19 protein-coding genes are annotated in these 20,384 nt (G+C 69.5%); 8 read left to right on the top strand and 11 right to left on the bottom strand.

Going from position 1 to position 20,384, the window contains the following annotated elements; genetic code table 11:
- Window positions 1-170: 170 nt before the first annotated feature.
- Complete coding sequence (locus F4562_RS18920) at window positions 171-2,090, bottom strand: glycoside hydrolase family 15 protein (RefSeq protein ID WP_184542911.1); 1,920 nt, start codon at window positions 2,088-2,090, stop codon at window positions 171-173.
- 295 nt (window positions 2,091-2,385) lie between these two features.
- Here F4562_RS18920 and F4562_RS18915 point away from each other — a divergent pair, with 295 nt between their 5' ends.
- Complete coding sequence (locus tag F4562_RS18915) at window positions 2,386-2,583, top strand: hypothetical protein (RefSeq protein ID WP_184854781.1); 198 nt, start codon at window positions 2,386-2,388, stop codon at window positions 2,581-2,583.
- A gap of 645 nt (window positions 2,584-3,228) precedes the next feature.
- On the top strand, window positions 3,229-4,053 hold the full coding sequence (locus tag F4562_RS18910; protein ID WP_184542915.1) for a T-complex 10 C-terminal domain-containing protein: 825 nt from the start codon (window positions 3,229-3,231) through the stop codon (window positions 4,051-4,053).
- 139 nt (window positions 4,054-4,192) lie between these two features.
- Here the strand turns inward: F4562_RS18910 and F4562_RS18905 are convergent, their stop codons facing one another.
- On the bottom strand, window positions 4,193-5,140 hold the full coding sequence (locus F4562_RS18905; RefSeq protein ID WP_184542917.1) for a Vgb family protein: 948 nt from the start codon (window positions 5,138-5,140) through the stop codon (window positions 4,193-4,195).
- Window positions 5,141-5,208: 68 nt separating this feature from the next.
- Complete coding sequence (abc-f, locus tag F4562_RS18900; RefSeq protein WP_184543503.1) at window positions 5,209-6,879, bottom strand: ribosomal protection-like ABC-F family protein; 1,671 nt, start codon at window positions 6,877-6,879, stop codon at window positions 5,209-5,211.
- 185 nt (window positions 6,880-7,064) lie between these two features.
- Between abc-f and F4562_RS18895 the strand changes: the two genes are divergently transcribed.
- Entirely contained in the window at window positions 7,065-7,667 is a 603-nt protein-coding gene (locus tag F4562_RS18895; protein ID WP_311734050.1) for a TetR/AcrR family transcriptional regulator, read from the top strand.
- A gap of 56 nt (window positions 7,668-7,723) precedes the next feature.
- On the opposite strand, the gene F4562_RS18890 is transcribed toward F4562_RS18895, so the two are convergent.
- The 3 genes from F4562_RS18890 to F4562_RS18880 form a co-directional block, all read right to left on the bottom strand.
- Entirely contained in the window at window positions 7,724-8,878 is a 1,155-nt protein-coding gene (locus F4562_RS18890; protein ID WP_311734051.1) for an NAD(P)/FAD-dependent oxidoreductase, read from the bottom strand.
- Between the two features lie 333 nt (window positions 8,879-9,211).
- Complete coding sequence (locus F4562_RS18885; protein ID WP_221207253.1) at window positions 9,212-10,156, bottom strand: aldo/keto reductase; 945 nt, start codon at window positions 10,154-10,156, stop codon at window positions 9,212-9,214.
- A 238-nt stretch (window positions 10,157-10,394) separates the two neighbouring features.
- Complete coding sequence (locus tag F4562_RS18880) at window positions 10,395-10,739, bottom strand: rhodanese-like domain-containing protein (protein ID WP_184542921.1); 345 nt, start codon at window positions 10,737-10,739, stop codon at window positions 10,395-10,397.
- Between the two features lie 36 nt (window positions 10,740-10,775).
- Between F4562_RS18880 and F4562_RS18875 the strand changes: the two genes are divergently transcribed.
- Window positions 10,776-11,441 (top strand): TetR/AcrR family transcriptional regulator, encoded by a 666-nt coding sequence (locus F4562_RS18875; RefSeq protein WP_311734052.1) that lies wholly within the window; start codon window positions 10,776-10,778, stop codon window positions 11,439-11,441.
- Window positions 11,442-11,666: 225 nt separating this feature from the next.
- On the opposite strand, the gene F4562_RS18870 is transcribed toward F4562_RS18875, so the two are convergent.
- Complete coding sequence (locus F4562_RS18870; RefSeq protein WP_184542923.1) at window positions 11,667-11,819, bottom strand: hypothetical protein; 153 nt, start codon at window positions 11,817-11,819, stop codon at window positions 11,667-11,669.
- A gap of 767 nt (window positions 11,820-12,586) precedes the next feature.
- Here F4562_RS18870 and F4562_RS18865 point away from each other — a divergent pair.
- The 4 genes from F4562_RS18865 to F4562_RS18850 all read left to right on the top strand — a co-directional run bounded on the left by F4562_RS18865 (window position 12,587) and on the right by F4562_RS18850 (window position 17,144).
- A complete protein-coding gene (locus F4562_RS18865) occupies window positions 12,587-13,549 on the top strand; it encodes a hypothetical protein (protein WP_184542925.1) in 963 nt (320 codons plus the stop codon).
- A 12-nt stretch (window positions 13,550-13,561) separates the two neighbouring features.
- Window positions 13,562-14,533 (top strand): NAD(P)-dependent alcohol dehydrogenase, encoded by a 972-nt coding sequence (locus F4562_RS18860; protein WP_184542927.1) that lies wholly within the window; start codon window positions 13,562-13,564, stop codon window positions 14,531-14,533.
- Window positions 14,534-15,083: 550 nt separating this feature from the next.
- Window positions 15,084-16,322 (top strand): chymotrypsin family serine protease, encoded by a 1,239-nt coding sequence (locus tag F4562_RS18855; protein ID WP_184542929.1) that lies wholly within the window; start codon window positions 15,084-15,086, stop codon window positions 16,320-16,322.
- Between the two features lie 465 nt (window positions 16,323-16,787).
- The gene (locus F4562_RS18850; protein ID WP_221207256.1) at window positions 16,788-17,144 is read left to right on the top strand and encodes a hypothetical protein; all 357 of its coding nucleotides are present in this window, start codon (window positions 16,788-16,790) and stop codon (window positions 17,142-17,144) included.
- Between the two features lie 194 nt (window positions 17,145-17,338).
- On the opposite strand, the gene F4562_RS18845 is transcribed toward F4562_RS18850, so the two are convergent.
- From F4562_RS18845 to F4562_RS18830, 4 genes are all read right to left on the bottom strand, one after another.
- Window positions 17,339-17,746 carry a PIN domain-containing protein gene (locus tag F4562_RS18845; protein ID WP_184542930.1) on the bottom strand — a complete coding sequence of 136 codons (408 nt, stop codon included), beginning with the start codon at window positions 17,744-17,746 and terminating at the stop codon, window positions 17,339-17,341.
- Entirely contained in the window at window positions 17,731-17,991 is a 261-nt protein-coding gene (locus F4562_RS18840) for a type II toxin-antitoxin system Phd/YefM family antitoxin (RefSeq protein ID WP_184542932.1), read from the bottom strand. Before F4562_RS18840 ends, F4562_RS18845 begins: the two co-directional genes overlap by 16 nt.
- A 400-nt stretch (window positions 17,992-18,391) precedes the next feature.
- Window positions 18,392-18,739, bottom strand: a complete 348-nt coding sequence (locus tag F4562_RS18835) for a barstar family protein (protein WP_311734053.1) — start codon at window positions 18,737-18,739, stop codon at window positions 18,392-18,394.
- A gap of 793 nt (window positions 18,740-19,532) precedes the next feature.
- Complete coding sequence (locus F4562_RS18830) at window positions 19,533-20,192, bottom strand: HAD family hydrolase (protein WP_184542936.1); 660 nt, start codon at window positions 20,190-20,192, stop codon at window positions 19,533-19,535.
- Window positions 20,193-20,384: the final 192 nt, after the last annotated feature.

Below are 20,384 nucleotides of genomic sequence, written 5' to 3'. Positions count from 1 at the left end.
CCCGGCCCGTCCGGCGGCCGGGTCGCCTCAGCCGGACAGGCCCCAGGCGACGACGACGGACAGGCCGCTCGTCGCGAGCAGGCCGATGAGCACCACGACGGCGATCACACGACGGTTCATGTCCCAGAGCCTAGTCATGCCCAGCGTCGCCGGCGCGCGTCCGGGCGGGGTCAGGACGGCTCCCGGCCCGATGTGGGCCAGACCGGCCCGGCGCCCCGGCTGCTCTCGGCGCGGATGATGTGGATGACCGCGTTGATGAGCGCGAGGTGGGTGAACGCCTGCGGGAAGTTGCCCAGGTGGCGGCCCGTCACCGGGTCGATCTCCTCCGCGTACAGGCCCAGGGGGCTGGCGAAGGAGAGGACCTTCTCACAGAGCCTGCGGGCGCGGGCGTACTCGCCGATCTCCGTCAGCGCCGAGACGAGCCAGAACGAGCAGATGGTGAAGGTGCCCTCCTCACTCGACAGGCCGTCGTCGGTCTGCTTCGGGTGGTAGCGCAGGACCAGGTCGTCGACCGTGAGGTCGTCGGCGATCGCCAGGACGGTGGCGCGGATCCTGGGATCGGTGGGCGGCAGGAAGCGCACCAGCGGGATGAGCAGGAGTGACGCGTCGAGGGCGTCGGTCCGGTAGTCCTGCCGGAAGACCCCCGCCTCGCTGACGCCGTTGGCGCACACGTCGGCGTGGATCTCGTCGGCGATCCGCTGCCAGCACTCGGCCAGCCGGAGGTCCTCGCGGATCCGGGCGAGCCTCGCCCCCCGGTCGACCGCCACCCAGCACATGACCTTGGACGAGGTGAAGTGCCGGGGTTCTCCGCGTACCTCCCAGATGCCACGGTCGGGCTGGCGCCAGTATTTGACGGCCGACTCGACCTGCCGTTTCAGGATGGGCCAGATCCGCTCGTCCAGGCGGTCACGGGAGCGGGTGTGGAGGTAGAAGGAGTCGAGGACGGCACCCCAGACGTCGTTCTGGCGGTGGCGGTAGGCCGCGTTGCCCACCCGGACGGGCCTGGCCCCGTCGTAGCCGTCGAGGTGGTCGAGGATCCGCTCCTCCAGCTCGCGTTCACCGTCGACGCCGTACATGACCTGGAGTTCCTCGTCCCGCTCCGCGACATCGGCGATGAACCAGTAGAAGTCGTCGGCCTCCCAGTCGAACCCGAGGGTGTACAGGGCCCAGAGGGCGAAGGTCGAGTCGCGGATCCAGGTGTAGCGGTAGTCCCAGTTGCGGTCGCCGCCCGGGGTCTCTGGCAGGGACGTGGTCGCCGCAGCGATGAGCGCGCCGGTCGGGGCGAAGGTCAGCCCCTTGAGGGTGAGGGCACTGCGTTCCAGGAAGCTCCGCCAGGGGTGGTCGGGGAAGTTTCCCCTGGCCAGCCAGTGCTGCCAGTGGTGGGCGGTCCACACCAGCCTCCGGTACGCCTCCTGGAAGGTGTACGGCGGCTCGTGCTCGGTCCACGACAGCGCGCAGAAACGGGTGTCGCCCTCTTTCAGGAGGGTACGCGCCGTCGCGCGGCAGCCCTCGAAGCCCAGCCGCATGTCGGTGGTGAGCGCCAGCCGCAGGTTCTCCCCGTCCGCGGTCGCCACCCCCTGGTGGTAGCCCCGGTCGGTGTACGACCAGCGGGCGGGCTTGAGGCCGTAGCCGAAGACCGGTTCGCAGTCGAGGGTGGTCTGCACCTCGCCGCTGACGCAGCGCACCGTCCGCAGCAGCACGTGCGCGGCGTCGTAGTCGGTCGGCGCCCGCCGGTGCGTGTGGGAGAGCTCCTGTTCGTGGTGCCAGGGACCGATGAGGAGGAGGTCACGCACGATGACCCAGCCGGTGGGCGTGCCCCAGCTCGTCTCCAGCACCATGGTGCCCGGCAGGTATCGGCGGGCGGCGGGCACCCGCAGGTCGGCGGGGCCGAGCCGGAACCCTCCGGCGTCGCGGTCGAGGATGGCGGCGAAGACACCGGGCGAGTCCATCCGGGGCAGGCAGAGCCACTCGACGTTCCCGCTGGGGGCGACCAGGGCGGTGGTCTCGCAGTCGGACAGGAAGGCGTAGTCCCCGATGGGCGGGAAGGGAGAGGAGCCGGGGAACGCGCCCGCCGACGGATGCGATGTCATGCCAAGCTACTACCCTTATATGCCCTTTAAGCACATATGTCGGAATTTATCGGGAGCCACTTCTCGGGAAGGCGGACCGCGCGCCGGACGCCTCCGCCGGCTTTCTCGACGACACGCCCGCAAGTGCCGACGACGGGGAACCCGGCCGTCCGCGTTCACCGGATTCCCCGCCTGCTCGACACCGGGGCGGAGCCTCGGCGCCAGTCCCGGTCGATCCGGGTCCAGGTTCCGGTCCTGGTCCAGGTCCGGTCCCGGTTCCGGTCCGGTCCCGGTTCCGGCCCTGGCCCTGATCCCGGTGCAGGCCCTGATCCCGGCCCTGGTCCTGGTCCTGGTCCTGGTTCCGGCCCTGGCCCTGATCCCGGTGCAGGCCCTGATCCCGGCCCTGGTCCTGGTCCTGGTCCTGGTTCCGGCCCTGGCCCTGATCCCGGTGCAGGCCCTGATCCCGGTCCTGGGGAGTTCATCTCTTACCGGGAGGTTCGTACCCCTCCTTTGAGATTTCGGTCCTCTCCGCGGGTCATACTTCTTCCAGAGGTTCCGGTCATCCCGGAGGTCGCGGTCTTTCTTGCCGCCACCGGGCGCCGCTCACACCACCGCGAGAAGGGGAATGCGCGCTCGGGACGACGGCTTACCGCCGGCAACGGTTGTCACCACGCCCGTACCCCACGCCGCGTCCCGCACCGTCCCGCGCCGCCGGGCCCCTCGCACACCTCGGCCGTCGTCGGCCGGATCAACCGAGAGACTCGGCATTGCCTTTCGGCCTTCCTATAAGCTGCTCAGTCACGTTAATGCCTGATGCGAGTGAAGTTTTCGGACATATCACTGCGAAATCTGCTAGGAAGATGCCCGACCAAGATTCACATCAGAAAGGTTCATCGTGGGGCGCGACGGTATCCGGCGAGCATCCGACGGGGGGCCCGGTGAGTGGACCGGGCCGCCGGTACCCGTTCCGCACCCGGGAGCCGATCCGGAGGGCGATGTCCTGTCAGACGGCTGGGACCACGGATCCAAGGACTGGAGCCCGGCCCCCGAAGCCCGACACGCGGCACCGGAGGGACTGAGGCCCGAAGCCCGGCACGCGGCACCGGAGGGACTGAGGCCCGAAGCCCGGGACCGGAGCCATACCCCCGGGGATCAGGCCATGGACGACACGTGGAGTCAGACCTCCCTCGGCAGCGGCGGGACCAAAGTGATCGTCCACGTCGACGGGTCCCGGGAGATCGTTCATCCGGACGGGTCCCGGCAGATCGTCCACCTGGACGACCGGCGGGAGACCGGCGGACGTGACATCGCGGACGGGCGTTCCGCCGAGAACGGTGAGCGGACGCGCGACCTCCCCGGACCCGCCCGGCGAAACACCCCGGGATCCCGTAGGAGAAGCCGCCACGGCAGGGACGGCAACCGGGGCAGGACACTGCTGGCGATGGCCGGCGGCATCGTGGCGGCGGGGGTGCTGGGCGGCTGGGTGCTCTCCTCCTCCATGGATTCGGCGTCCGACGACACGTGCCCGCAGGGCGTGCGGTGTTCGACGTCCGACCTGTCGGACGCTTCTCCGGAGACACCCGCGGACGGTCCTGCCCGGCAGTCGGCGAGGACGCCGACCGTCACCCCGTCCCCCACCGCCGCCCCGGAGAACGTCCCCGTTCGGGCGCCCCGTGCCCGGACGTCGTCGCCATCGCGGCCGACCGCGACCCGGCAGACTCCGCGAAGGCCCCGCCCCAGCGAGGAACAGCGGCATGTGGGCGACTCCCGGAAGAGCCCGGACCCCGAGCCGTGGACCTCCGACGAGCCCGCGTCCACGTCTTCGCCGACGGACGAGGCGCCCACCCAGACCACGGCGCCCGCGACCCAGGCACCCCCGCCGGCACCGTCGGACCCCCCGGCACCGACGCAGGACACGGGTGGGGGCGGGAACTCCGGGGGCGGGAACTCCGGGGGCGGCGGCCTGCTCGGCTGGCTGTTCTGACAGCGGCCCACCGTCATCCCGCGGCCCGCCGGAAACCCGCGGATTGCCGGAAACCGGCGGGCCGCCAAAGGACGCGCCGCGATCACCCGGAAGATGCGCGGACGTCGGGGTGGACGGTCCCCGGGAGCCGGTCGGGCGGTTACACGCCCTCTCCGGCCGGATCCACCGGGCCGCGGGAGGCACCCGGGGCCGGGAGAGTGAGACGCGCGAGCGCTCCCGTCTCCAGCGCGGCCCAGACGGCGCCGTCCGGGGCCACCGTGACGCCGTGGGGCTCCGACGACGAGGTGGGGAGCGCGTACCGTTCGACGCCACCCTCCGGGGTGACCCGGCCGATATGTCCGGTGGCCCACTCGGTGAACCAGCAACCGCCCCGGGGATCGGCGGCGACGGCGTGCGGGCGGGCCGCGCGGTCGGGGAGGGGGAACTCCTCGATCTTCCCGTCCGGCCGGACGCGTCCGATCTGACCGGCGCCGATCTCGGCGAACCATACCGAGCCGTCGGAACCGGCGGCGATGCCCACCGGGGCCGCACCCCCGGTCGGCAGCGGGTGGACCACGATGTCACCGTCCGTCCCGATCCTGCCGATCGCGTCGGCCGCGTTCATGGTGAACCACAGGCCGCCGTCCGCACCACAAGTGATCATGGATGGGAAAGACCTCCGGTCCGGGAGCGTGAACTCGACGACCGTTCCCTCGGACGTGACGCGGCCGATCTGGCCCACGGCGGACTCGGTGAACCACAGCGCGCCGTCCGGCCCCACGGTGATCCCGTACGGACCGGCCTCCGGCGTCGGCGGGGTGAACGAGCCGACGTCGCCGCCCACCGTGACGCGGCCGATCCGGTGGCCGCGGAACTCGGTGAACCACAACGCCCCGTCGGGACCGGTGGTGATGAGGGAAGGACCGGAGGAGTCCCCGTCCAACCGGTACGAGGTGAGGTCGCCACCGGGCGTCATCCGGCCGATCAGACCGTGATGGACCATGGTGAACCACAACGCGTCGTCCGGCCCCACGGTGATCCCGTACGGACCGGCGTCGGGGCCCGAGACGGGAAACTCCTGGATCGAGACCATCAGGTCGTCCGACATCGCGGTGTCCTTCCTGGAAAGGGGGAAAGCGGGGAAGCCGGAGGCGCGCGGACGGGCGCTCCGGCGGCTCAGAGCAGGCGGCCGTCGCGCATCTCGACCTGGGCGCCGGCGAAGCGGGACCTCGTCGCCCGGTCGTGTGAGACGACGACGAGGGCACCCCGGTAGGCGCCGAGGGCCTCCTCCAGCTCCTCGACGAGCTTGAGCGAGAGGTGATTGGTCGGCTCGTCCAGCAGCAGCAGGTCGGCCTCGGCGGTCAGCAGCCTGGCCAGGGCGAGCCGGCGGCACTGACCGACCGAGAGCGTGCCGACCCGGGCATGGAGGGTGTCCGCGCGGAAGAGCCCCAGCGAGGTCAGGCTCGCCCGGTGTTCCTCAGCATCACCGGGGCGGCCCTCGGCGAACGTGTCGAGGACGGTCCGCTCGGGCCGGGTGAAGGTGATCTCCTGCGGCAGGTGGCCGATCCGTCCGCGACGCCGTACGCTCCCCCGGTCCGGCTCCAGTTCGCCGGCGAGGACCCGCAGGAAGGTCGACTTTCCCGCTCCGTTGGGACCGTGAACCAGCAGCCGCCGCCCCTGCCCGATGCCGAAGGAGTCGACGGCGAGGCGGTCCGCCACCCGCACGCCGTGCAGCTCCGCCACCGGTCCGTCGGCCGTGCCGCGCTCGAACAGTCCCCGGAAGCGCAGCGGCTCGGGCGGTTCGGGGACGGGATCCTCCTCCAGACGCCGTAGCCGCTCCTGTGCCTGGCGGAGGCGGCCGGCGATCGAGCTCTGCACCCGTCCCGCGTCGCGGTCGTAGGCCATCTTGTTGCCGTCCTTCATGGGACGGCCGTGGGCGACGCGGTGCGCGGTGGTCGCTGCGAACGCCCGTACCCGCCGGATTTCCTCCACCCAGTCGGCGTAGGCCTGCTCCCAACGCTGCCGGGCGGCCGCCTGCTCGGCCAGGAAGCCGGTGTAGCCGCCGCCGAACCGGGTGACCGCGCCGTTGTCGACCTCCAGGATCGCGGTGGCGACCCGGTCCAGGAAGACACGGTCGTGCGAGACCGCGACCACGGTGCCCCGGTGTGCGCGCAGCCGCTCCTCCAGCCAGGTCGTCGCCGCCTCGTCGAGGTGGTTGGTCGGCTCGTCCAGCAGCATGACCTCCGGTGCGGCGGCCAGCAGGCAGGCCAGCCCCAGCCGAGCCTGTTCGCCGCCGGAGAGGCTCCCCAGGCGACGATCCCGGCCGATGTGCGCGAGACCGAGGCCGTGCATCGCCTTGTCGATCCGGGCGTCGGCCTCGTACCCACCGCGAGCCTCGTACACGCTGAGCAGGTCACCGTACTCGGTGAGCAGCCGGTCATGTCCGGCGAGCCGTGCCCCGCACCGGTCTTCACACCGGTCTTCACACCGGGCCTCGCAGCCGTCGGGCCCGTCGGTGGCGAGATCGGCCTCCAGTTCACGCATCCGGCGTTCCATGGCACGCAACTCGGCGAGCGCGGCGTCGACGGCCTGCTGGACGGTGTGGTGGCCGGGCAGGTCGAGGATCTGGCCGAGGTGACCGACACCGTCACCTGAGACGGTGACGACCTCGCCCTCGTCCGGTTGCTCGACACCGGCGATCAAACGCAGCAGTGTCGACTTGCCTGAGCCGTTCTCCCCGACGACGCCGAGGCGTTCCCCCGGTCTGACACTGAAGGAGACGCGGTCAAGAACCGCTCGGTCACCGTAGGACTTCGAGACTTCTCTGAGGGTGAGCTGGGTGGACAGGGTGTGCCTCCGGAACGTCGACTGAAGGGGTCGTCGCGGTCTCCGGTGACTGGCCCACGGCTGCTGCCCTCTTCCATCGGCGGCTATAAATGCAACTTAGTTGCTTTAGGGTGAGTATGCCAGACAGGGAGAAACCCATGCAACGAGAGGTGACCGTGGCGTCTTCCGCCTCTTCCACGTCCTCTGTGTCCGCCGGCACCCTGCGTCCCGGCGGACGTACGGCGCGGGTGCGCGAGGCGGTGCGCGAGGCGACCCTCGCCGAGCTGGGGGAGAAAGGTTTCGAGGGGCTGACGGTGGAGAGTGTCGCCCGGCGCTCGGGCGTGCACAAGACCACGGTCTACCGGCGCTGGGGCAGCGTGGAAGGACTGGCCGCCGATGCGCTCGACCTGGCGGGCGGCGAGCCGTGGCCGGTCCCCGACACCGGCACGGTCGAAGGGGACCTGCGGGAGCTCACACGGCTGGTGCTGACCGGCTTCACCGATCCCGCCACAGGCTCCATTCCGACCGCCTTCATCTCGGCCGCCATGCGCGATCCGGTCGTCGCGAAGGCGCTGCGCGACTTCTTCGCCGCCCGCCACCGCCAGTCGGCCCCCATCGTCGAGCGGGCCGTCGCGCGCGGCGAACTGCCCGAGGGCACCGACGCCGCGGACGTCGTCCGGACCGCCGTGGCGCCGCTGTACTACCGCCTGTTCATCAGCGGCGAACCGGTGGACGAGACGGTCGCCGACCGCGCCGCCGCCACCGCCCTGGCCGCCGCCCGCGCCGGCGCCTTCGTCACCCCGGCCTGAGACCGGTGGACGGCCGCCGGTCCCCCGGGTCCCCGGGACGTGCGGGTCAGAGCGGGTCAGAACCGTCCGCCCCGGACGGCGTTCAGGAACCACCGGCGGACCACGGCGCCCGCCAGCGGCAGCGGTACCGTCCCCGCGCCGAGCCCCACCTCGACGAGCAGGTCGAAGACGTCCTTGCGCCGGGCGGCGGTGGCGATCGCGGCGTCGATGAAGCGGGGCGACTGGGCGGCGCGGGCGAGCACGTCGGTGGTGCGGAGGTGGCGGCCGAGCGCCTTCGTCAGAGCGCGCCGGTAGGCGGACAGCGGGTCGCCGGGCGCCCCCACGGCGGCCTCACCGGCGAGCCGGCCGGAGACCAGGGCGTAGTAGATGCCCTCACCGGTGAGCGGGTTGACGAGGCCGGCCGCGTCACCGGCGAGCATCACCCGGCCGGCACCGGGTCTCGGCCGGCCAGGTGACAGGGGCAGGTGGTGAGCACGCAGGTCACGGGCGGGCAGGTGGGGCAGGAGTTCGGCCAGCCGGCCGTGGAGCACCTCGCGACCGGGGAGTCCCACGGCGCGCAACCGGGGAAGGAGCATGCCGAACCCGACGTTGGCGGTCCCGTCGCCGACCGGGAACGACCAGGCGTACGCGGGCCACCCGTCCCTCTGCATGGCGATGAGCTGGACGTCGTCGCCGGCGGGCACGTCGGCGTAACCGCGGACCGCGATCGCGGTGTGCCTGTCCGGGGAAGGGGGGAGGCCGATGAGGCGCCGTACGGTCGAGTTGGCCCCGTCCGCGGCGACGACGGCGCGAGCGGTGACGGTGCCATCGACGACGACGTGACCGTCGCGGGCGGCGAGCTCGCGGACGCGGTGACACCGGACCTCGACGCCACGCTCGCGGGCGGCGCGGACGAGACGGGCGTCGAAGACCTTGCGGGGGACGACGTGGTTGGGCCGGGCGACGGCGGCGGAGACGCGCGCACCACCGGGAGAGACCACCGACAGACGGTGCGTCGGCCGGTAGTCGGCGACCAGGTCGGGGACGCCGAGCAGGGCGAGCTCGTCACGGCCGTGGGCGGCGATGCCGTCACCGCACGCCTTGTCCCGGGGGAACTCGGCCCGGTCGAGCAGCAGCACCCGCGCGTCCGGCCGGAGCCGCTTGGCGCCCAGGGCCGCCGCGGAACCCGCGGGGCCACCGCCGATGATCACCAGATCCCACCCGTCGTCCACGCCGGTGAACGTGCCACCGTACGGGCCGGCGAAACCCACCGGGATGCCCGGCCGCCCGGAAGGCCCGGGCGGCGTGGTCAGGGATGGGGCGGCAGGCGTGGTCAGGATCGGGCGATGCGGTGGCGGATGAGCCGGGCCGCCCGTCAGCGGACGCCGTGCCGCCGGGCACGGACCGCGCCGCCACTCACGGGCCGCGCCACCGGGCACGGGCCGCGCCACCAGGCACGGGCCGCGCCACCAGGCACGGTCCCGCCACCGCTCACGGGCCCGCCATCGAGCACGAACCCACCACCGAGCACGGGCCCGCCACCGGGCACGGGTCACCGGTGGTCCTCAGCTCGGGCGGGACGTGATCCGGTCGAGTTCGGCGAGCGCCTCCGCGTCGGGCCGCCAGGTGCCCGCGACGACGTTGGCCTTGATCTGCTCCGGTTTCGTCGCACCGGCGATCACTGAGCTCACCTCCGGTCGCGCGAGGAGCCCGCCGATCGCGACGTCGAGCAGGCCGACGCCCTGCCGCCCGGCGAACTCCGCGAGCCGCTCCACGATGTCGAAGCGGGCGTCGGTGAGGTATTCGGGGCGCCCCGCCAGGCGGCTGCCCTCCGGTGCCGTGGCGTCGCGCCGGTACTTGCCGGTCAACAGCCCGTTGGCCAGCGGGAAGTACGGCAGCAGGCCGACGCCGTAGTGGGTCAGGGCGGGCATCAGCTCCCGCTCCACCTGCCGGTTCAGCAGGCTGTACTCGTTCTGCGCGCTGACGAAGCGCTCGTAGCCCCTGGTCCGGGCGATCCAGTCGGCGTCGGCGACCTGCCAGCCGGCGAAGTTGGACGAGCCGATGTACCGGACCTTGCCCTCACGCACCAGGTCCGACAGGGTCGCCAGGGTCTCCTCGACCGGCGTGGCCGGGTCCGGGAAATGGACCTGGTAGAGATCGATCCAGTCCGTGCGCAGACGCCGCAGCGACCGCTCGACCGCCTTGCGGACATACCGGCGGGAGGTACGGACGTCCCAGTCGGGGCCGTTGGCCCCGCCGGTGTTCCCACCGAACTTGGTGGCCAGGACGATCTCGTCCCGCCGTCCTCGCAGCACCTCCCCCAGGAACTCCTCCGACTCGCCGTAGATGTCGGCGGTGTCGATCAGGGTGATTCCGGCGTCGAAGGCGGCGTCCACCACCGCCCGCGTCGCGTCGAGGTCGATCCGGCGGCCGAAGTTGTTGGCACCCAGGCCGACGGCCGAGACGACCAGCCCGGACCGGCCGAGCCGGCGATATGACATGTCGGGCATGAGCTGCACTCCAGTTCTCCGTCGCGAGTATCCGGCCTCCGAGCATTCAAGCACCCGGGTTCGGACGCCCCGTCCAGGGGTGGGGAGGCGTCTCGCGCTGCGGACCCGCTCGCCGGGATCCGCTCACCGGGCCCGCTCACCGAGGCTCGGGCACCGGGGTTCACTCGCCAGGGCCCGCTCACCGAGGCTCGGGCACCGCAGGAGAGCCCGTGCCCGAGCCGTTCGGCGAGCACGGCCGTCAGCGGCCGGCGGGCAGACCGGACTCGACGGGGAGCCCCGCCTCGACCCAGTCCTGGATGCCCTCGCGGTACTTGCGGACGTTGGTGTAGCCGAGCCGGTAGAGCCGCTGGGCCACCGCCTCGCTGTTCCCGCAGGCCGGGTTGGAGCAGTAGGTGACGATCGCCGCGTCCCGGTCGCCGGGGAGCACCTCCGCGGCCCGTTCGGCCACCTCGTCGGCCACCAGGGCGACCGCTCCCGGCAGGTGCTGCTGCTTGTAGTACTCGCCGCCCAGGGCGTCCACCACGACGACGGTTCCCGCGTCGATGGCGGCCCTGAGCTCGTCGCGGCTGATGAGTGCGGTCATTGCACCCTCCCAACTAAATGGACTACAGTCCGTTTCGTGAACGATTCAGAACTTAATGGACCGCAGTCCGCTTCGTCAAGCGAGGTGCTGCAGATCCTGCGCGGGCAACCGCCCCGGGAGCGGGCCGACGCGGCGCGGAACCGGGAGAAGGTGCTGGCCGCGGCGGCCCGGCTGTTCCGGGAGAAGGGGGTCGACAACGTCTCGATGGACGCCGTCGCCGCCGAGGCCGGGGTCGGCAAGGGCACCCTCTTCCGGCGCTTCGGTGACCGGTCCGGGCTCGCAGCGGCACTGCTCGACGAGCGCGAAAGGGAGCTGCAGGGACGCATCCTGTCCGGTCCGCCCCCGCTCGGTCCCGGGGCACCCCCGGCGGAACGGCTGGCGGCCTTCGTGGACGCGTACCTGGACTACCTGCTCGGCCATCTCGACCTCGTACGCGTCTCCGAGACCGCGGCCCCCGGCGCGCGCTACCGGATCGGCGCCTACCGGTTCTGGCACCGGCACGTCGCCGTCCTGCTGGCCCTGGCGCGTCCCGCCTCCGATGCCGACTGCCTCGCCCACGCCCTGCTCGCCCCGCTCGGCGCCGAATCCGTCGCCGCGCTCCGCGGCGAACTGGGCGACGAGCGGATCCGGAAAGGCGTACGTGACCTGGCGCTGGCCGTGGTGGGACACGGCTCAGAAGGCAGCCGGGAAAGCACGGCGTGACCGGGCACACTTCGGCCTCCGGCAGAGGCCGACCGGGCGACACGTCCCTGGCGACGGTGCTTCGCCCGGCATGTCCCGGCCGACTCATGACCGGCGCCGCCGTGGGCTTCCGGAGCCGGCCCGTGGTTCCCCGAGCCTGACGAGCCGGACCTCCCGCGCCGTGGGCTTCCGGGACCGGCCCGTGAAGTGCCGGAGGTCCGAATGCGGGCCCCCGCCGTCATGGATCTATCCGCGGAAGCCCGAGTGCGGAAGCATCAGCCAGCCGAAAAGACTCTCCAGCACGGCGGTCCCGGCGTTCACGACACCCAGGGCGGCGACACCGCCGATGACGACGCCCACCGCGATCATTACGAGAACAGCGACAACCGCCCGTTTCATTCAACGAATGCTATTGTCCGGAAACCTCGCGAGGAACGGCGGTCTGCGAAAATCCTCGTTCCCAAAAGACCGAGCAATTCACCATGACCAAGCGTGAACGCCCGCGGCCCGCCGCCCGTCCAGGCTCCTTGCGACGGCGACCCCGCCGGACTGACGCGACACCGAATCGCGGGAAGAGGGGAACACGTGTGGCTCACCGGCGGCACGCATTCGTCGAACACCTCGACCTCCGTGAACCCGTCACCTGCCAGGTCGGCACCGACGGCGTTTTCGACGATGCCGGCCGCGTCCCGATCGACCGCGACACGGTCGATCGTGCCGGACAGGTTCGAGAAGTACGACCGCCATGCCGCGCACGGTGTTCAACGGGTCCGAACGGAGTGGCCCGCGAGCGGTCATCACGCACCCCTGAACGCCCGGACGAGCATCAGGCCGGTGATGTCCGGCACATCCCTTGAGCCAGAAAGTCACCGGCAGGCGGTAACCGCTCATATGGAGCCTCCGCATCAAGAGAATACGGTCGGCGGATTCCTGGACCGGATGCACGGCGAAGAAAATCCAGAGGGCCCACTGGAAAAACCCGACGCCGCATGTGATGATGCTGCCTGTATTTCTCAGCCGGGAACGCGCCGGTCGGCGGATTGACGGCCCACCGGCCGATGCCCGCACGCGATCTTTTGAGATTCTCCCCAGTGGCGCCGCACTCTACCGCGGGCGTCCTCAGAGCTTCGCCCCTGTTCTGCTTCTCACCCCCGACGGAGCGAGCGATGCCCCCACGAGACTGGGATATCAACAGATTCAGGGAGCCGGCGGATCCCCATATCCGCATTCCCAAGCCTAATCCGGTGGTCGAACACGGCGGAATCGCCGAGGCGATGGAAAAGATCACGGCCGAGCGCGCGATCAAAGCCGTCTGGAATGCGGAAGGCGGGCCGAGAAGCTCACTCGGCCTGCCCAGGGCTCCCAAACTGGTCGTGCGCAAGAACGGCGACCACTGGGAAGCCGACTTCCGGTCGGGAAAGATAACAGTGAAGCATCACGGCCGGTGTCACGTTCTGACCAACAAGGTGATGAAGGTCAACTTCGTGGGACTGGAATGCGTGTCACGCCAGGAAGGCGAAGACGAGGTATACGGGGTCGTCGGACTCATCGGACCCGGCAACAGTGCGCTGAAGACCCACTCCTTCCCGGGCGGCGACGGGACCCTGAGCATGGGCAAGCGCGGTTCGCGGATCTGGACGACCGACCAGTTGCTGTACGAGGGCCCGATCCAGGACGTGGTCGTCATCGGGGCACTCATCGAGCACGACGACTTCGCCGATGTGGACGCCGTCGCGCGGAATCTCGCCGATCAGATAGCGCAGAAAGGCGGGCAGCTTCTCGGCGCACTCACCGGGCTTCCCGCCGAGTCGGTCACAGAGGAGACGTGGTTCCGGGACACCCTGGCCTTCGCCTTCGGGTTCGTCATGGGCGACGTCTTCGGGATGGGTGACGATCCCTATCCTGGCCAGAGCCTGCGGATCCCCTGGGATCAGGTGGGTGATTCAGGGCCGCCGAGGCAGCCGGCCAGGACCAGGCCCGACGATCCGAAACAGATTCCGCGCTGGACGCACAAGCTCACTCTCAGCGCGCGCGACGACGCCGGGGATTTCGGCCACTACGATCTTTTCTTCGACGTATGGGTCGACACTGTGTCGATAACACGTGAGTGCCCGGTGCCAGCTGAATAGTGGGGTCCGTCTATGAGGGCAGCGGTTCATTTCAGGTACGGCCCGCCGGATGTGGTTCGGGTCGCCGAGGTGGATGAGCCCCCGGTCGGGAACAAGGACGTTCTGGTCAGGGTGCACGCGACGACGGTGAACCGAACGGACTGTGCCTACCGGGCGGCGAGGCCCTTCTTCGTGCGGATGGCCACCGGCCTCACCCGGCCGCGGCGCAGGGTCCTCGGAACCGAGTTCGCGGGAGTGGTGGAGGCGGTCGGCGGCGGCGTCACGTCATTCGCCGTGGGCGAGCGGGTGTTCGGGTACAACGAGGGTGCGTTCGGAGCGCACGCCGAGTATCTGTCGGTTCCCGAAGACGGCATGATCGCGACCATGCCGGCGGGCACGACCTTCGCCGAGGCCGCTCCCGGCACCGAAGGCTCGCATTACGCGCTCTCGTTCATCAGGACGGCCGGGATCCGGGCTGGGCAGGACGTCCTCGTCCATGGGGCGACCGGTGCCATCGGCTCGGCGGCGGTGCAACTGCTGAAGAGCCTTGGTGTCACGGTGACCGCGGTATGTGACACGGCGAACGTGGAGCTGGTGCGGAGCCTGGGCGCCGACCGGGTCGTCGACTACACGGCTCAGGATTTCACCAGGGACACACAGACCTACGACGCGGTGTTCGACGCGGTCGGCAAGAGCACATTCGGCCGCTGTAAGCGGCTGCTGAAACCCGGTGGGGCGTACCTGTCCTCCGACTTGGGGCCCTGGTGGCAGAACCTGGTCCTGCCGCTGGTCACGCCGTTGCTCGGCGGCAAAAAGGTGAAGTTCCCCATCCCGCGGAACGACCGGGAGATGGTAGGACACCTTCGGGAGCTGATCGAGAACGGGCAGTTCAGGCCGGTCATCGACCGACAGTACCCGTTGGACCGGATCGTCGACGCCTATCGTTATGTCGAAACCGGGCAGAAGATCGGCAACGTCATCATCGAGGTCGTACCGCCGAGCTGACCGACCTCATGGCGGCCAAGGCACTCCAACGCAACAATTCGCGTTGGAGCACCGGAGAGGCTTGAGGGCCGGGGTCACGGGGGTTGGAAGTCCAGGTCAGTCTTGGCGGTGAAGCCGGTGATGACCGATCGGCCGGCATCCGCGACACCCGAAACTCCCGCGCGACCCGGGCATCGCTTACGCCTTCGGCGAAGCGGCCGGCTGCTCGCATCCTCACCTGCTCGCGGCGTGATCGCTGCTCGGTGGTCAGAGCACCGCCATCGGGACACCTCACGCACCCCAGGTGGCACCGCGACGACCCGCTGCCGGCTCACGGCGAGGTCAGGCCATGCAACCCTCACCCTTGAACGTCTCTGAGCGCAAACCGAAATCCCGGCACAGGTCTGTCCCGCCACATCGATTCACCTATCAAAAAAGGCCATCAAACCATTGATAACACAATGAATACATGAAATATCAAATGCATCCCCGCATATAGGATACAGAGGAGCATCAGGTGAAAATCCCCCCAATCACCTCAAGAGCCCCACGATCCACCGGTCGTCTGACAGTGGCGCTGGGAGTCGCCCTCGCCATGGTCTCGGTGGTCTCGGTGGGCGCCGCCCAGGCCGTCGCGGCCCCCGCTCCCTCCCCCGTCAAGGACGCCGTCACCCGGGCTGTCGAGCCGGCCGACGAGGTCCCAGGCGGTTTCTCCTCCTGGAAGGACCTGCTGGCCACCCAGGAGAAGCTGGTCAAGGCCGCCGACCGCGTCACCGCAGCCGTCAAGACACAGGACGCCGCCGGGTTCGCCGGCATCATCGCGGCACCGGAGAACCGCGAACTGCGTGTCTACTGGAAAGGAGACACCCCCGAGCGCATCAGCGACCTGGTCGGCCGACTGCGCCGGGACGTCCCGGTCAGCATCCTGCCCGCGGCCTACTCGGCCCGCGAGTTGGAGAGCGAGATGAACCGCCTCGTCCGCGCCTCCGGCGACGCGATCACCTCGATCGCGCCGAACGCCGACGGCTCGGGCCTGACGATCTCAAGCGCCGGCCACGGACCGAACCGTTCGAAGGTCGCCGACTCGGCGGTGCCGGTCACCGTGGAGGCCGGCGTCACACCGGCACCGGCCAGCCGCTGGGACGACACCGCCCCCTGGCTGGGCGGCGCGGCCTGGCGCAACGCCGGCACCGGCCGCGCCTGCTCGACGGGCTTCGCCGTCACCGCCGGCGGGGCGAGCTGGATGCTGTCCGCGGCCCACTGCGGCACCATCGGGCAGACGGCCGTCGACCCGACCGGCCAGGTGATCGGTCCGATCGCCCACGCCAACACCAGCCGCGACGTGATGCTGATCCGCGCCGGCACCGCCGGCCGCGTCTACAACAACAACCCCGGCACCATATCGCCGGAGTTCAGCAACCCGGTCGCCGGCACCTCCGCCTCCTACGTGGGCATGTGGCTCTGCACCTCCGGCGCCTCCTCGGGAACCATCTGCCTGTGCCAGGTGAAGATGATCAACGTCACGGTCTACCTCGCCGACAGCGTGCTCCACAACCTGGTCCTCCTGGAGAACTCGACGCGCAGGAACGCAGCCGGCCAAGGCGACAGCGGCGGCCCGGTGGAGACTCCCGAACCGTCCAGCACCACCCGGCAGTACGCGGTGGGGGTCATCTCCCTCATCGACACCAGCGCTCAGGTGCCCTGCACCGGCTACGTCATCAACGGCCGCATCTGCTCCTGGCGGCTGTACTACTCGCCGTGGAGCAACGCAACCACCGCCTTCCCGGGAATCGCCATCACGACCGGCTGACGGGTCGATGGAGCCGACCATCGAGGCATCGTCGCCACCGAGGATCAAAGGCCCCGGACGATGATCGTTCGGGGCGTCTTCCCTGGTCAGACATCATGGACGGAGGCCGGGTCGAGTACCGTCGACCGCGCGGGGAACAGGGCGGTCTCGTAGGGCGGTCCGCCGGCGACAGCTTGCCGCCCCGCTCCGGGCGGCCACCTACGAGGCACCCAGATCACCTGTAAGGACATCCGGGCACCCGCAAGGAACCTGTAAGGACGTCCGGGCACCGAAGCGGACCCGCCTCCGTCGCCACGACCGGCCCCCGAAGCGGAACTACGCCCTCCGGAGCGGAACCATACCCCCGGGAGGAAATCCACCCTCCGGAGCGGAACCACACCCCCAGGGGAATCCACCCTCCGGAGCGGAACCCCGCCATCATCCCCACAACCGTGCGATCCCGCACTGTCGTTCATTTACCGGCCCTTGGCTTCTGAGGACGCACGGCAGGGGTATGTCGTCCCCCATAGGGCGATCTTGGACCTCGGGGGGTCAGCTGTGTACGCAACGGTACGGCGCTACGAGGGGGTAACCGATCCCGTCGAGGCGGGACGCCGGGTGAGTGAGGGGTTCGTGCCGCTCATCCGCCAGGTCCCCGGATTCGTGGCTTATTACTGGGTCGACGCCGGGGATGGATCAATGGTCTCCACCAGCGTCTTCGAAGACCAAGCCGGAGCCGAGGAATCCACCGAAAGGGCTGCGGACTTCGTGCGGGAGAATCTTGCCGCCCTGCTCCCGAATCCTCCCCAGGTCACGGCCGGCGAGGTGGTGGCGTCCGGATAGTGGGTCACCTCCACTGAGGTGGTGTACGAACTGCCACCGTGATGCGTTCTCGCCACTGTTCCCTCGGGGAAGGCCGATCTTCAGGCGGGGCAGTCGCCCCGGTCATCTGCTGCGAGCTGGAAGCGGACAGATGCGGACGACGCCCCGGGTGTGTCCGCGGTGGCGGACGTCGCCGCCACCGTTGTCGTCGGCGCTCACCGGGGAACGACCTGTGCCCGCACGCCGGGGAGGTCGTCGAACGCGGCGGACGAGTCCATCGTGATCACGATTCTCGCGGTGGCCGCGGCCGTCGCGGCGATCAGCAGGTCGTATGCCCCGCGCGCCTTCCCATCCCGTCGTACGTGTGCCATCAGCCGAGCATGGACCCTGGCGACGTCCGTGGTGTACTCCTCGACCGGGATCAGCGCAAGGATCTCGTCCACGAAGGCCTGCCGAGCAGGACGGCGTGCCGCGTCCGCCGTCTCCACGCCGACGAGCAACTCGGCCACGGTGATCGCGACGATCGCCACATCGTCGGCATCCCCGATCACCGTGTCCACGGAAGCCTTGCCTCGCTCGGCGGCGATGAGCACACCGGTGCCCAAGATCAGGCGTCGGGCCACGTGCTCCTCATCTCGTCGTCGACCACCTCCCGGGCCGCCGCGACATCGGCCTCGAAATCGGCGTCCAACGTCCCCACGCTCTTCGACAGAAAGGCCTTGACCATACGCCCGGGTGCCGTCGGCGCGGGACCGATCACCGCGATTCGCTTGCCTCCACGGGTGACCACGATCGTCTCCCCTCGCTCCGCCTCGTCCAGAACGGTCGCGAAGCTCCAAGACGCCTCAGTGGCGGTCGTCACCTTCATGGAATCCGATTATCTGATAGCTACCTTGCTCTGTAAGAAACCAGACGCCGATGTTCGGTAACCAATCGGATCATCAGCTGAAGCCTCTGAGGAGCAGCGGCCAGGAGTTCTGCACCGTCCGCCAACGGGTCGCCCTCACCCCCTGTGATCAGCACCAACGGTGATCCCAGCCCGGCCCTTGCCACCGCCAGCGCTCGACCGCGGCGCGGTGTCACCGGAACCGGTCGCCCCGCCTGCCGGGAGGCCACAGCCGGACGACAAGGCGGCCAACCTCGGGGACATGCGCCTCCACGACCTCCGGCACGCCTGCGTGAGCCTCCTGCTCGACCTGAGGGCGTGCCCCGCACATCGTCCGCGAGATCGTCGGGCCCCTCATCCAATTCCGGACCGGTTTCCCGGGTCACCGTAGAACGGTGTTCACGCCTTTTGATTGAAGAACGTCCACAATGGACTTGAAATAGGTCGGCTGTTCATCTTCCCAGCCCATCAGCCTGGTCAAGTGCTCGCGGGCGACGTCCGAGTCATGCCAGATCAGTGTGAACGGCACCGTCGCCCCGAAGCCGCCGCACAGGCAGTCGCTCAGGGCATCGAGGGACGCGCCGAAGTAGCCGCCCGGTCCGTTGACGGCCTCGCCGATCGCGCAGTAGAAGCTCGCCTCATCGACGATGTGGTTGCCGTGGAGCTCGTACGTCTCGCCCGGCGGATCGTCCGGAGTCTGGCCGTAGTGCTCACCGTTGTAGAGCCTCACGACCGTCAGCCACTCTTTCCTACCCTCCGGCCCGTATTCGGCCCAGAGGTTGCACGCCTCCGGCCTGCCTGAGCGCCAGTGCTTCCGGACCAACGTCTCCTCCGCCTGATCAAAGCACGTTGCTGTCACCGGAGATCAAAAAAGCCCCGAACGGTGATCGTTCGGGGCGTCTTCCCTGCTCAGTTGATGTGGTCAGGGGCGGGGTCGAACCGCCGACCTTCCGCTTTTCAGGCGGAGCAATCGTCCTCGTCGGGCGGCGGACACCGTGGTCAGAAGGTGGTGGAGGGTTGTCGAAGTGAGTCCCCGTATGGGGACGTTGCTGTCAGAGTTGCTGTCAGCAGCAGCCGAGACCGTCGCGCCGCAGAACACGAAGCTGGTCAACGAGGTCATTGCCCCGTTCCGAGTGAAGGCTCGGGAGGTGTCTCTGGCAATGTGGGTTCCGGGGGCTTCTCACTTTCAACAGGAGCGGACACCACCGGTGTGGGCATGGGCGTCGATTCTTCAGGTGGGTTACTCCCGCTGAGCGCCTTCAACGCGATCAATGCCCCGATCGCGAGAACCATGATCCCACCAAGTCCAGCCGCTTGCCCCACAGAGATATGACGAACATGAGGCTTGACCCACGTGCGTCCTCCTCCCGGACGCTTCCGGTAGTGCCCTTTCACGTAAGACTTCCGTCTGGCATTCACTCGCAGAACTTATAAAGTCGATGGACCCCTAGCCAGAGAACGCAAAGTGACGCCTATCCGCCTTACGGTGACAGAAGAGAGGCCCATCTCAGGATTGTCTAGGCTCATCGCCCCTCAATCGATCCTTGAATGAGGTCCATCGCTTGGAGCACATCCGGGACGGCATGATCCGCCTTGTGTTCCCGTCCGGGCCACGGCCCTCGGTCGATCCAGATCGTATGAAGGCCGGCGGCCTGTCCACCGGCGATGTCGGCGACCAGGTGGTCACCGACCATCCAGCCCCCGTCAGCTAGAGTCATGCCACACCGCCGGGCGGCGATCTCGAACAGGCCGACATCGGGCTTGCGGATGCCTTCAAGTCCGGAGAGCGCGTAGGCGTCGACGGCCTCTGCCAGTCCCGTCCGCTGGATCTTGCCGAGTTGGTTGTCCGCCGTCCCATTGGTGACGATGGCCACCTTCCACCCGGACGCACGCAACCGCGCCAGTCCATCCATGACCTCGGGCCGGCAGCGCACCAGACACGGCATGTGCCTGCGATAGCGGCCCCACAACTCCTCGACCGACTCGGAGAGGGCGAAGTGCTCGCGGACCTTGCCGAAGAAGACCTCACGATGCGGATAACCCGCCTGGTCGAGAGCGATCAGCCAGTCAACCGCCTCGCGTCCGAGGCCGTACCCGTCGGCGAACTCCGCGGCCCACACCCGAAACGCCTCGTCCAGGTTTACGAGCGTGTTGTCCAAGTCGAAGAGCGCGAGCCGTTGCACGGTGACACCCTATGTGGGCCCCTGCCGATGGATCGCCTGTGTCACGAACTGAGGACTACCAGCACTTCTCGGTGAACGGCCGCTGAGACCAGCACCGATGTCGCAAGTGGGCCGCTGACCTGCACTTTAGCCCCTCATCCTTTCGCAGCATTTCCGGGCGTCTCGCACCGTCGTGTGCCCGCGCTGTGCCCC

Source organism: Streptosporangium becharense (genome assembly GCF_014204985.1).
Lineage (GTDB): Bacteria > Actinomycetota > Actinomycetes > Streptosporangiales > Streptosporangiaceae > Streptosporangium > Streptosporangium becharense.
The sequence above is the reverse complement of the archived record's forward strand: the minus strand, read 5'-3'. Positions and strand labels throughout refer to the sequence as shown.